Origin of the sequence: Epilithonimonas sp. JDS (genome assembly GCF_021261315.1) — a bacterium.
In the GTDB taxonomy this organism is placed as follows: Bacteria; Bacteroidota; Bacteroidia; order Flavobacteriales; family Weeksellaceae; genus Epilithonimonas.
The window spans coordinates 142,221-155,182 of sequence record NZ_JAJSAX010000004.1; the positions used below are offsets into that span (position 1 = coordinate 142,221).

General features: G+C 36.9%; 15 protein-coding genes. 11 read left to right on the forward strand and 4 right to left on the reverse strand.

The features are described 5' to 3' along the window. Positions 1-4: 4 nt before the first annotated feature. The 11 genes from LUD75_RS12815 (at position 5) to LUD75_RS12865 (ending at position 9,774) form a co-directional block, all read left to right on the forward strand. Positions 5-337 (forward strand): DUF4133 domain-containing protein, encoded by a 333-nt coding sequence (locus LUD75_RS12815; protein WP_232706109.1) that lies wholly within the window; start codon positions 5-7, stop codon positions 335-337. Continuing rightward, positions 334-2,844, forward strand: a complete 2,511-nt coding sequence (locus LUD75_RS12820; protein ID WP_232706111.1) for a TraG family conjugative transposon ATPase — start codon at positions 334-336, stop codon at positions 2,842-2,844. The genes LUD75_RS12815 and LUD75_RS12820 overlap by 4 nt, the downstream gene beginning before the upstream one ends. A 45-nt stretch (positions 2,845-2,889) precedes the next feature. Beyond that, on the forward strand, positions 2,890-3,498 hold the full coding sequence (locus LUD75_RS12825) for a DUF4141 domain-containing protein (RefSeq protein WP_232706327.1): 609 nt from the start codon (positions 2,890-2,892) through the stop codon (positions 3,496-3,498). Between the two features lies 1 nt (position 3,499). Further along, entirely contained in the window at positions 3,500-4,492 is a 993-nt protein-coding gene (gene traJ / locus LUD75_RS12830; protein WP_232706112.1) for a conjugative transposon protein TraJ, read from the forward strand. 13 nt (positions 4,493-4,505) lie between these two features. Then, positions 4,506-5,129 carry a conjugative transposon protein TraK gene (gene traK / locus LUD75_RS12835; RefSeq protein WP_232706113.1) on the forward strand — a complete coding sequence of 208 codons (624 nt, stop codon included), beginning with the start codon at positions 4,506-4,508 and terminating at the stop codon, positions 5,127-5,129. A gap of 10 nt (positions 5,130-5,139) precedes the next feature. Continuing rightward, positions 5,140-5,409 carry a hypothetical protein gene (locus LUD75_RS12840; protein ID WP_232706114.1) on the forward strand — a complete coding sequence of 90 codons (270 nt, stop codon included), beginning with the start codon at positions 5,140-5,142 and terminating at the stop codon, positions 5,407-5,409. Between the two features lie 3 nt (positions 5,410-5,412). Next, positions 5,413-6,711, forward strand: a complete 1,299-nt coding sequence (gene traM, locus LUD75_RS12845) for a conjugative transposon protein TraM (RefSeq protein ID WP_232706115.1) — start codon at positions 5,413-5,415, stop codon at positions 6,709-6,711. 15 nt (positions 6,712-6,726) lie between these two features. Further along, positions 6,727-7,635: a conjugative transposon protein TraN gene (gene traN, locus LUD75_RS12850; RefSeq protein WP_232706116.1), complete on the forward strand. Its 909-nt coding sequence runs from the start codon at positions 6,727-6,729 to the stop codon at positions 7,633-7,635. Between the two features lies 1 nt (position 7,636). After that, the gene (locus tag LUD75_RS12855) at positions 7,637-8,197 is read left to right on the forward strand and encodes a conjugal transfer protein TraO (RefSeq protein ID WP_232706117.1); all 561 of its coding nucleotides are present in this window, start codon (positions 7,637-7,639) and stop codon (positions 8,195-8,197) included. A 10-nt stretch (positions 8,198-8,207) separates the two neighbouring features. Further along, the gene (locus LUD75_RS12860; protein ID WP_232706118.1) at positions 8,208-8,648 is read left to right on the forward strand and encodes a DUF3872 domain-containing protein; all 441 of its coding nucleotides are present in this window, start codon (positions 8,208-8,210) and stop codon (positions 8,646-8,648) included. A gap of 136 nt (positions 8,649-8,784) precedes the next feature. Beyond that, positions 8,785-9,774, forward strand: a complete 990-nt coding sequence (locus LUD75_RS12865; RefSeq protein WP_232706119.1) for a DNA adenine methylase — start codon at positions 8,785-8,787, stop codon at positions 9,772-9,774. A gap of 264 nt (positions 9,775-10,038) precedes the next feature. On the opposite strand, the gene LUD75_RS12870 is transcribed toward LUD75_RS12865, so the two are convergent. Genes LUD75_RS12870 through LUD75_RS12885 form a run of 4 tightly spaced genes read right to left on the reverse strand, consistent with a single transcriptional unit; the run spans position 10,039 to position 12,961 of the window. Beyond that, positions 10,039-10,836, reverse strand: coding sequence for a PRTRC system ThiF family protein (locus LUD75_RS12870; RefSeq protein ID WP_232706120.1), 798 nt, complete (start codon positions 10,834-10,836; stop codon positions 10,039-10,041). After that, positions 10,833-11,549, reverse strand: coding sequence for a PRTRC system protein B (locus LUD75_RS12875; protein WP_232706121.1), 717 nt, complete (start codon positions 11,547-11,549; stop codon positions 10,833-10,835). Before LUD75_RS12875 ends, LUD75_RS12870 begins: the two co-directional genes overlap by 4 nt. Positions 11,550-11,559: 10 nt before the next feature. Continuing rightward, positions 11,560-12,726, reverse strand: coding sequence for a hypothetical protein (locus LUD75_RS12880; protein WP_232706122.1), 1,167 nt, complete (start codon positions 12,724-12,726; stop codon positions 11,560-11,562). A gap of 16 nt (positions 12,727-12,742) precedes the next feature. Beyond that, positions 12,743-12,961, reverse strand: a complete 219-nt coding sequence (locus tag LUD75_RS12885) for a PRTRC system protein C (protein WP_232706123.1) — start codon at positions 12,959-12,961, stop codon at positions 12,743-12,745. Between the last annotated feature and the right edge of the window lies 1 nt (position 12,962).

Consider the following 12,962-nt stretch of genomic DNA (forward strand, 5'->3'; position numbering starts at 1 on the left):
GATTATGAATACCTATCATATCAATAAAGGAATTGGAAGAACGGTAGAGTTCAAGGGACTAAAAGCACAATACCTGTTCGTTTTTGCAGGAGGTTTATTAGGATTACTCATTTGTGTGATGATTATGTATATGGCTGGGGTCAATACCTATCTGTGTCTGATTCTCGGAGGAGCCAGCAGTGGTTTGCTTATCTGGCAGACTTTCGCACTGAACGGAAAATATGGCGAGCACGGTTTGATGAAAATGGGCGCTCGAAAGAAGCATCCTAAGTACATCATCAGCCGCAAAAGTATTTACCGCTATCTGAAAACTAACAGTAAAAAAGCTTTCATATGAGAAATTCTTCCAAAGCAGCCACGTTGGAAAGTAAATTTCCCTTGCTGGCTATTGAAAATGACTGTATCATTTCAAAAGATGCCGATGTTACAGTTTGTTTTAAAGTTAGGCTTCCTGAACTGTTTACCGTTGCTTCCGCAGAGTATGAAGCTATGCATTCCGCTTGGTTTAAAGCAATCAAAACGCTTCCAGATTTTACCGTTGTCCATAAGCAGGACTGGTTTATCAAAGAGAACTACAATCCAGATTTGTCAAGAGAAGACCAAAGTTTTCTTTCAAAATCATTTGAAAGACATTTCAATGAGCGGCCATTTCTAAATCATTACTGTTATCTGTTTATTACAAAAACCAGTAAGGAGAGAATGCGGATGCAAAGCAATTTTTCATCTCTCTGCAAAGGCAAATTGATTCCGAAGGAGATCAAGGATAAAGAGGTTGTGAGCCGTTTTCTGGAAGCTGTCGATCAATTCGAAAGGATTATGAACGACAGTGGATACATCCATCTGGAAAGGATGACTGAAGACGAAATATCAGGAACTTCCGAAAGGTCAGGATTACTGGAACAGTATCTGACTTTATCCCGAGAAATCAATCCTCCATTACAGGATATCAAGTTAGGGTCAGAAGAAATGCGGATTGGCAACAACCGTATCAGCATGCACACCTTGTCAGATACGGAGGATTTGCCGGGTACTGTTTCATCGCATAGCCGTTATGAAAAGCTAAGTACAGACCGCAGTGACTGTCTCTTGTCATTTGCTTCTCCTGTGGGACTTTTGTTAAGTTGTAATCACATTTACAATCAATACCTGTTCGTAGACAACAGTGATGAAAACCTTCGTCAGTTTGAAAAATCTGCAAGGAATATGCATTCATTGGCGAGATACAGCAGGGCGAATCAGATCAATAAAGAATGGATTGAGAAATATCTGAATGAAGCTCATTCTTATGGTCTGCAATCCATCCGTGCGCATTTCAATGTGATGTCCTGGTCTGATAATCCTGCTGAGCTCAAGCAGCTGAAAAATGATACAGGGAGTGCTTTAGCCTTAATGGAATGTAAACCCCGCCATAATACCACGGATACAGCCACTCTATATTGGGCAGGAATCCCGGGCAATGCAGGAGATTTTCCAAGTGAAGAAAGTTTTTACACATTCATCGAACCGGCATTGTGTTTTTTCACCGAAGAAACCAATTACCAGGATTCACCGTCACCATTTGGGATTAAGATGGCTGACCGTCTTACCGGAAAACCCATTCATCTGGATATTTCAGATCTGCCGATGAAACAGGGGATTATCACGAACAGAAACAAGTTTATCCTCGGACCTTCTGGAAGCGGTAAATCTTTCTTCACCAACCATATGGTACGACAGTATTATGAGCAGGGCGCTCATGCACTCTTAGTCGATACAGGAAATTCCTATCAGGGATTGTGTGAACTGATTAAAGGAAAGACGAAAGGTGAGGATGGGGTGTATTTTACCTATACCGAAGATAATCCCATTGCTTTCAATCCATTCTATACTGATGACGGAGTCTTTGACATTGAAAAAAGGGAGAGTATCAAAACCCTGATTCTGACGCTTTGGAAAAGAGACGACGAACCACCAACCCGTTCCGAGGAAGTAGCATTGTCCAATGCCGTCAGCGGATATATTGAAAAGATTAAGTCCAATGAAGAGCATCCTTCTTTTAATGGCTTCTATGATTATGTCAAAGAGGATTATCAAAAAGTATTGGAGCAGAAGAAAGTCAGAGAAAAGGACTTTGATATTGCCAATTTCCTTAATGTGCTGGAACCTTACTACAGAGGCGGGGAGTATGACTATCTGCTCAATTCAGAAAAGCAGCTGGACTTGTTATCCAAACGCTTCATCGTTTTTGAAATCGATGCCATTAAAGATCATAAGATTCTGTTCCCTATTGTGACCATTATCATTATGGAAGTCTTTATCAATAAAATGCGAAGACTTAAAGGAATCAGAAAGCTGATCCTCATCGAAGAAGCTTGGAAAGCAATCGCCAAGGAGGGTATGGCAGAGTACATTAAATATCTTTTTAAGACGGTAAGAAAATTCTTTGGGGAAGCCATTGTGGTGACCCAAGAAGTCGATGACATCATCCAGTCACCCATTGTGAAGGAAAGTATTATCAACAATTCAGACTGTAAGATTCTTTTGGATCAGCGAAAGTATATGAACAAGTTCGATGACATCCAGGCAATGCTGGGATTGACTGACAAGGAAAAATCTCAGGTACTGTCGATTAATATGAACAACAATCCACGAAGACTGTACAAAGAAGTATGGATTGGACTGGGGGGAACACACTCTGCGGTCTATGCCACCGAAGTTTCTACCGAAGAATATCTGGCTTATACCACTGAAGAAACAGAAAAGATGGAAGTGATGAATCTTGCATCAGAACTTGATGGAAATGTAGAACATGCCATCAAGCGGATTTCTCTCAAGAGAATTAAATCGAATACAAAAGACCATTAAATCATTTAAAATTTTATAACAATGAAACAATTAATCATCAAAACAATGATGGTAGCATTCTTTGCTACCGTAACATTTACTAAAGCGCAATTTGTAGTGACTGATCCTGCGAACCTCGCCTCCGGAATACTGAACTCAGCCAATGAAATTGTGCAGACCTCATCGACGGTATCTAATGTGATAAAGAACTTCAATGAAGTTAAGAAAGTTTATGAACAGGGAAAGGAATATTATGATCAGCTGAAAGCTATTAATAATTTGGTGAAAGATGCCAGAAAGGTTCAACAGACTGTTCTTTTGGTAGGCGATGTTTCTGAAATGTATGTGAACAATTTCGGAAAGATGCTGAATGATCCCAACTTCAATGCTCAGGAATTAGCTTCTATTGCCAATGGTTATTCTGCACTTCTTACCGAGAGTACAGAACTCTTGAAAGAACTGAAAGAAATCATCACCTCGAATGGTCTTTCTCTGAATGATAAAGAAAGAATGGATGTTGTTGACCGAGTGTATAAGGAGGTTAAAGCTTATCATAATCTGGTAAGATACTATACCAATAAAAATATTTCGGTAAGCTATCTAAGAGCTAAAAAGCAGAACAACACCCAAAGAGTGCTGAATCTTTACGGAACTTCTAATCAAAAATACTGGTAAGATGGAACCGAACAACTTACACGAAGTCCTGCGTTCCGTCTACGAAGAAATGATGCCGATGTGTGCAGATATGGCGGCTGTAGCCAAAGGCGTTGCCGGTCTGGGAGCCCTGTTCTATGTGGCTTTAAAAGTCTGGCAATCGCTGAGCCGCGCGGAACCGATAGATTTGTTCCCGATGCTCAGACCCTTTGCCATAGGGATTTGTATTATGTTCTTTACCACATTGGTCTTAGGAAGTCTGAATGGAGTGATGAGTCCTATTGTTCAGGGCAGTCATTCCATGCTCGAAAACCAAGTTCTTGATATGAATGATTTGCAGCAGAAAAAGGATCTTTTGGAACGAGAAGCCATGCTTAGAAATCCTGAGATGGCGTATTTGATTTCAAACGAAGAATTTGACAAAAAGCTGGAAGAGTTAGGTTGGTCACCATCTGATCTGGTGACAATGTCAGGAATGTATATTGAGAGAGAAATGTTTGCGATTAAGAAAGATATCAGAGATGGTTTCCGTGAATTTCTTGAAATCCTCTTTCAATCGGCTGCATTGGTTATCGATACCATCAGAACTTTCTTTCTGATTGTACTTTCCATTTTAGGACCGATTGCCTTTGCTATTTCAGTTTGGGATGGATTTCAGAGTACATTGAGCCAATGGTTAACAAGATACATCAGTGTTTATCTATGGCTTCCGGTTGCAGATATATTCAGTGCTATTCTTGCCAAGATACAAACCTTAATCTTAGAACGGGATATCGAGATGCTCGCCGATCCCACCTTTATTCCTGATACTTCTAATACGGTTTATATCATCTACATGGTAATTGGCATCATAGGTTATTTTACTGTACCAACGGTAACGGGCTGGGTCATTCAGGCAGGAGGCGCAGGTAATTTCATGCGCAATGTAAACCAGACAGCTACGAAATCGGGCAATGTTGCTGGAGCAGCGGTTGGTTCAGCATCAGGAAATATTTCGGGAAGATTACTAAAATAAAAAATACAGTTCTATGGAATTTAAAACTTTAAGAAATATTGAGAGCAGCTTCAAGCAGATCCGACTGTTTACGTTTGTTTTTGCGGTGTTGTGTTTTGGAGTCGTAGGGGTTGTGGTATTCAAATCCTATCAGTTTGCTGAAGAACAGCGCCAGAAAATCTATGTGCTGGACAATGGTAAATCTTTAATGGTTGCCCTATCACAGGATATGTCAATCAACAGACCCGTTGAAGCAAGAGAACATGTGAGACGATTTCACGAATTATTTTTCACGATAGCACCCGATAAGAATGCCATTGAAAGCAATGTAAAGAGAGCCTTTAATCTGGCAGATCAATCAGCATTCAATTACTACAAAGACCTTCAGGAGAAAGGTTATTATAATAGAATCATTTCCGGTAATATTCAACAGAGGATTGAGGTAGATAGTGTCGTGGCGAACTTTAACAGTTATCCGTATGGCGTGAAGACTTATGCCAGACAATTTATTATCCGATCCAGTAATTTGACCATCAGGAATTTAGTGACAGACTGTTTCCTGGTTAATTCAGTACGGTCTGACAGTAATCCTCAGGGATTTACGATTGAAAAATTCAATGTGATTGAAAATAGAGATGTTGAAACCGTTGAACGCTAAATCGAATGGAATGAAAAAGTTAAGAGATAAAATTGAACATTTTGTTTTGACGACAGAGATTCATTGGAAAGCTCTTTCTGTGGAAAAACAAAGATTGCTGACCAAGGTTTTCTTTGGTGGATATTGTTTGCTGACTGTTATCGTCATAATCCATGTTATTGTTTCAACGGGTCAAAAGAGTAACACCATATCTATCGATCACATTGACGGCATTTCTACGAAGTTGGTAGAAAAAGCTTCAGAACAGAACAATCTTATAGAATCACCCATTAAAAAATAGCATATGAAAGATTTAGAGAAAATTAAATTGACAGAGAATGATCTCTCTCATAATTCAAATGACATGAGTGATAATTCCCAGGTTAAATGGGAGAAACTGAAAAAACCCATTATATACTTTTTGATGACAGCAGTTTGTTTAGGTTGCTTTTATCTGATCTTTAGACCAAAATCAGATAATAAAATTGTTGAAGAAGCTGGTTTTAATGCTGCTATTCCACAGGCAAAGGATGGTCAGTTACAGTCTGATAAGCAAAAAGCTTATGAGCAGCAGCTGTTGGAGCAAAAGAATGAGGAGAAAAGAAGTGCAATGACCACTTTGTCCGACTATTGGAATGACCAAAACGGTTTAAATTCAAAAACTAATCCATCAAGTCCAACTGTTGGTATTGGTGGGCTTCAACAGTCCGATCAGAATGCTGTAAACAGCTATCGTAATGCACAGCAAACCTTGAGTTCATTTTATGGCCGTGATGATCAGGAAGTCAATAATCTTAGGAAAGAAATTTCAAGATTAAAGAATGAAGCCATGCAGAATAATGCTGCTCCCGCAGGTCTTGGAATGAACGATCAGTTGGAGCTAATGGAAAAGTCCTATCAGATGGCAGCTAAATACCTTCCAACGAATACAAAACAGGAAGGACCAGCAGGAAAAGAAGAGCAAGAAAAACCTGCCGAAAAGAAAGTGAAGTTGACACCCGCAAAACCAGCATTTAACAGAATTGTTTCGACATTATACAGAGAGCCTTCTGACAGTGCTTTTAGTGCAGGTTTGAATCAGAACAGATTTTATGAGACACAAAATGATTCAAATCATTCAGTTCAATCTAAAAATGCAATAATGGGTGTGGTTTATGAGACCAAAACCGTAATTAATGAAAGTACATTATCCATCAGACTTTCAGAAGGAATGAAGCTGGGGCACATAGAAATTCCTTCGGGAAGCTTACTGACTGCTATATGTAAATTTCAGGGAGGGAGGCTTCAGTTAAAGATTTCTTCCATTCAATACAGAGGAAATGTCTATCCTGTAGAAATTAATGTTCACGACAATGACGGTCAATCCGGTTTATATGTTCCTTACTCACCAGAACAAACTGCCGTAAGCGATATTGTGGCCAATATGAGTCAGACTTCGGGAACCAATATTATGATGACCCAGTCTGCAGGACAGCAGGTCGCAGCAGATTTAAGCCGTGGGGTAGTACAGGGATTATCAGGCTATTTTCAAAAGAGGGTAAGACAATTGAAAGTCACAGTGAAGGCAGGGCAACAGGTCTTACTGGTACCTAAAAATAATTAATTAAAATTTTAAAAAATGAATGTACATAAGATTTACAGCAATATAATAATTCTACTCCTGCTCTTTGCAGGAAGGGCTTTTGCTCAGGATTATGATTCCAATAAAACCTATGTTTCCTTGGAAGAAGCGAAGCTGAATCCTTTCAGGATGCAAGTCACTTACAACAAAACCAGTCATTTGATATTTCCTTCACCAATACGTTATGTAGATCTGGGAAGTGAATTGTTGGTTGCTAACATAGCAGAGCCTGTAGGAAATGTTTTAAGAGTTAAATCTGCAGTCAGAGATTTCGAGGAAGAAACCAATTTTTCTGTGATTACGGAAGATGGTAAGTTTTACAGTTTTGATGTCTTTTACAGTGTTTATCCTGATGTTCTCAGCTATGATCTTTTAAAGATGCAGAGAAGCAATGAACGGCAATACTCAACCGATGTACTTTTTGAAGATCTCAGAGGAAGTTCTTCATCTCTGACAGACTTGATTATGGAAAATCTGTACAGAAAAAGCCACAAAACCGTAAAGCATATCGCCTCGCAAAGTTTTGGGATTCAGTTTTCAGTCAGAGCATTGCACGTCAATGACAGTAAATTCTATTTTACCATCGAAGTTGATAACAGCAGCAATGTAGCGTATGATATTGAACTGATCAACTTCAAAATTGTAGATAAGAAGAACTTAAAAAGAACAGTTGTTCAGGATAAGCTGCTAGAGCAGATTAGAGTTTATTTTCCGATGATGACCGCAATGCACCATTCTAACATAAAGGGTGTTTACCTATTGGAGCAATTTACTTTGTTAAAAGATCAGGTCTTAGAAATTGAGATTTTGGAAAGAAATGGCGGACGCCATCAAAAAGTTCAGCTTGAGAATAACGAGTTAATCAATGCGAAACTGATCAATAGTTTAAATTTCAAAACCAATTGAGATGAAAAAATTATTGATAACAATGCTTTTCATTTTAACAATGAATGTACAATCATTTGCACAGCAGATGATTCCAAAGCAAAAAGGATTTGAAATATCCTATTCAGTATTTCCTAAATCTCCAGAAAAGCAGAATTATGTATTTGCGGCTGGTCTTATTTCTTATGGTAAGAACGGTAGATATGTTTTTGGAAGGGCTGAATACAGCAGGAAATATTTTGAGTATAGAGACTACGATATACCGATTGATACCTATCTATTGAATGCCGGTTACAGTTTCTATTCGGTAGGTGAATCAATGCGAAATGTAAATTTGAATTTGGGAATCGGTGCTCTTGGTGGTTATGAACAGGTTAACAGGAATAAACTAATACTTCACGACGGTTCCTTACTAAACACTACAGAAAGTTTTGTATACGGATTTTCTGGTAGGCTATCTTTAGAAAGTTATCTGACTGAACACTTGGTTTTTATCGTAGATGGTCAATTACGGTTTTTACAAAATAGCCCGCTTGGAACTTTACATTCGTTGTTTGGATTAGGACTAAGGTATAATTTTTAAAATTTCTAATATGAAAAATGCAATTAATTATAAAATACTCAATCTTTTAAAGTATTCATTTATTCTGTTTTTAATGGGTATAGTTTTTCATTCATGTCAGGATAATGATTTGGAAATAAGTCAGAACTTTCCGTTCGAAGTCAAGGTGATGCCCGTTCCAAGTAAAATTAAAGAAGGTGAAACAGTAGAAATAAGAATGTCTTTAGAAACCGCTGCTAACTTTATTGAAACTAAATATAGTATCCGATATTTTCAATACGAAGGAAGCGGCAAACTTCAACATTATAATGATGTACCATATCTTCCTAATGATGAATATGTATTACCGCAAAAACAGTTCAGGCTGTATTATACATCTGAATCCGCAGAATCTCACCAATTCAGTATTTGGATTACGGATAATTTTGATAATGAACAGAAAATAGATTTTGAGTTTGATAATGTTTTATAATACTATTTGATGTGATGTTGACGGCTTGGTTTTAAACCAAGCCGTTTTGATTTTGAAGCCAATAAGAACAAAAAACCGACAGTTAATACCATCTCAAAGTTTTCAGCTTTTATTTAAAAGAGATTGCAAATAAAAAATGAATTATTTGGGATCGAAAGTTAGATTATCAGGTTTTATCTTTGAGCAAATAAAGAATTCGGTAAATGAAAGGCTTGGTGATCTAAGCTTCTGCGATTTATTTGCAGGAACAGGCGTTGTTGGAAATTTTTTCCATACAAAAGTAAAAAGTGTTTTGTTCAATGACAGAGAATATTATAGTTACATAGTCAACAAAGCATTTTACAGTAAAGTAAATGGACACAGATATCTGTCAATGTTGGAAGAACTCAATCAATTGAAAGGTATAGAGGGGTTTATTTTTGAAGAATATTCCGAGTATGGTTCAGCAGGAAGGTTGTATTTTAATGAGAGCAACGGAAAGAAAATTGATGCAATAAGAACTCGGATCGAATATTTATATTCAAGTTCTCAAATTGATAAGGATTTCTATTATCTGTTATTAGCTACTTTACTTTTAGCCGTTGATAAGGTTGCCAATACTGCATCAGTATATTGCGCTTATTTGAAAAAGCTCAAGAAAACAGCAACATATAAAGTTAAAATGATTCCCATTCAAAGAGCTTTGAAGCCTGTTGAAAATACAATATTCAATGAGGATAGCAGTGTTTTGATCAAGAAAATAAAAGGAGATATACTATACTTAGATCCTCCTTATAATGGTAGAGAATACAGTTCCTACTATCACTTATTAAATACAATTGCTTTATATGATACAAATTTTATCCCAAGAGGTAAGGCAGGATTAAGATTCTACGAAACATCAAATTTCTGTTTAAAGAAAGAGGCAGAGAATAGCTTACTTCAAATACTTACAGATTCAAATTTTAAATATATTTTTCTAAGCTATAATAATGAAGGCTTTGTTAAGCCTTCAAGGATTACAGAGATGATGTCAAGTTTAGGGGAATATGCTTGTTCTTATGTAAAATATCCTAAGTTTAAGAGTTGTAAAACGAATTCAAAGCAATACACAGAAGAGTATTTACATTGTTTAATTAAAGATTAAAACTTATTAACTCGCAACTTTTTCGAAATGAAAAGATCGAGCGATGGAACTCGAAAGTGTTGCTCCAAAAAAAATAAAAAAAGATATTTTCAACTATAGAGCGAAATTATCTTTTTTGTCATTTTTAAAATGACATATTAACTTCTCCACAACTTTTTTGAAATCTTTGCTGTGGGGCTGGCAGTTCAAATAGGTTGTGACATATTACTACGCAAAAAGACTGTTCCGACCTAAGTCGGAATTGTCTTTTTGCCGAATTTTTTTTTAGTCAATTTTCAGCGGATGAGTATTAAAGTCTTTAAGATTATGAAAGAATCCTCGGTAGGGTGTCAAACCATATCTAAATAGATTCCATAGCAGACTGCAACCCATCTGTGCCAATGAGGAGTTAATAAATAAATCCTGTTTTTCAAGTGCTTCAGCCACAGAACAGCTTGGTGTATCATCATTCTGTTCTGATTGTTTCAGTAAATCTCCGAACTCATCTGTAATAAAAGGAAGATTTTCAACAGTTATATATTTTTCCGAATTCGGCTGTCTGACTATGCCTATCGTAGAAAGTATAGCTTGTCCTCTGTCTTTGGTATTGCCGAAGTCCAGCCAATATTTAAGATTTGAATTATGATGTCTTTTGTGTTTGAGAATATCGGCAATTTCAAAACGTGCCGATACGCTATCAACACAGGAGATATAGATATTCGCTTCCACATTTTCGGGATAGTGATTTTCTCTTTCCCAATCAAATTTTTTGGTTTCTGCTTTCCAATTAGTCCCCATCCAACGATTACAACGGTTTATCAATGCAACGGATTTATACAGTCCTTTCTCAGATTCTGCAAATCTCTGTCTTCCTAAGTTGGCTGATGTAATAATATCATCATCCCAAAGGCGAACCTGCAGACCAGGATGTTCCATTTCGTTTAAGCTGTGATTCATTTCCATGAGTGCAGTCAATACTTTTGAACCTGTACCGCCTGCTCCGATAACATTCACAGTTACTGGGTTTGTGGGGTTTATCAAATGATTATCAGTAAAATGAACTTTTGTTTTTTCAGTTGTCATGTCAGTAAGTCTTTAAGGGTTTTGTTTGATTTTTTCAAGACATTTTTTGGAAATGAATTTTCTGTGTTAATCAGTTCTTTCCATAAAGTGACACAATTTCCTTTGATGGGATTGTGCCCATTCATCAAATGGCTGAAATAACTGTTAAAAAAATAGTCCTCCCAAGCTTTTGTAAATTCTTCTACAGAGATGGAACTTTTAATGTTGACATCTACAGTTCCCATGCAAACATTTCCGTTGTCATACACATTAAAAAATGGTGCGTGATACAACTTGGTCTTTTCCGTCGGTCTTCTGTCAGAAGTTAAAGCAAACAAGATTAAGCCCTGCTTGTTGGCAAACCATAGTAAGGCAGGAATTTCCGCTTGACCATTAGCAATTTCTAAATTTTCAGAGAAGAACAGGCTTTGTTTATGGCTTTTGCTGTACCAAATAACAGAACCGTTCGCACTTGGGTTAATATGCAGTATATTTTCTGTAATAACGGTTTGAGGTTTTAAAAACTCTTTGCTTTTTATCGTTTCAACAGAAAGAGCTTTTGATAAGTATTTTGCTTCATTCAGAGTCAAAGGGTGAGCATTGATTGGATTTCCACTGCTATCCATATCAAAATGTTCTACATAAGTTTCTCTGTCTCTTTCAGAAGATTGATAAAAAACTAAGGCTGATACGGGGTTATAAAGCACTCCAAAATCTTTTGTAATATTTTCCATTGGTTTAGGTTTAAAGGTCATTCATTAGGTCAATCAATTCTTCAATCAGATTAAATATCTGATGTTCAAAGTCCAGATTACTTTCACTTATGTTTGAATCAGTAAAATATTTAATGACGGCAGGTTCTTCAATCTGCCCGTATTCCTGCAGTTCATTATTGACACTTTGAAAAAGCATATTAAATAAAGCACCTTTTGCTTCGGCACAGAATGAAATGTACTTGTCCATTGTAACGGTGTTTTCTTCTTGCTCCTCTTCATCATATTCATTGAAGATGATTTTTGATTGAGCATTTTTCATGATGTTTGAGTTGGGAAACTGTATAAATAAATTGTAAGCGTTCTGCGCCAACATCAAACAGTTTTCATCTAATTCATCTTGGGCTGTAAACTGCTTTAATCTTAATTTAAAATGTTCCAAGTTCTGAACACTGAATATTTTCTTTTCAATGATGTCGCCTATCCATTCTGCATGTTTTAGTTCTAATAAAAGATTGATATTTTCTTCATCTTCATCATCTTCATTTGCCCATTGTTCAAACATTTCATACATCCAATAGAGATAACTAACTTCCTGTCTGTAATATGGGATATCAACAATATGATACAAGTAGCTGTAAACAGACAGCAGAAGACGAAAAGCTTTATTGTACTTTTTGATTTTGGATAACCTGTAAAGCGGAATTACGGGAATGTAGTAAAGCGTTGCACCTGTATTGTACCGTTCTTCACTTGTGAAATAAACCTTTCCTTTGTCCTGTATCAGCTGAATTTCTTCCCAATCTCTTACTTTGGTCTTGAGCTGATTCTGTACATTTTGAATTTCTAAAGCAATATTATAGGGAAATTCAAAATTTTCAAACTGTTCTGAATTAAGCTGATAATGTTCTTTGAGATAGGAAAGGGACTGATAAAAATCCCTTTCGAATCTTTTAGACTTTCTACAAGCCTGTCTATTTTCAGTTTCCTGTAATTTGGGAAGAAATGAACACTTTAATAAAGCATTGGAACCATTGCTATCGGTACAGATTTCCGTTGGTCTTTTCTGATTTCGTTGGCATCTTTTGGGCGGTTCATCCATTGTGCGAACTCGGCTAACTGCCTGTGCAGTTGTTTCTGTTTGGTCTGCTGTGGGACTTTGATAGTTCCCGAAATGATATTGCGTTGCATAGGTCATAATCTTGTCTTAAAGGTTATCCTTTTGTACCCATAACACTTTCAAAGGTGTATTGTAAAGTATCATCACGAATTACAGGCACAGATACTTTTGCAGTAGTTAGAATGGGGTAGGTATTGGCGTAAAAATTCATTACTGTTTCTACACTCCATTTAGGTTCGGGGTCGCTGAGTTTTATCTCCTGTCCTTTGTCAATAATAACAAAGACTCTTTCTAATTCTGTTGCGAGTAACATA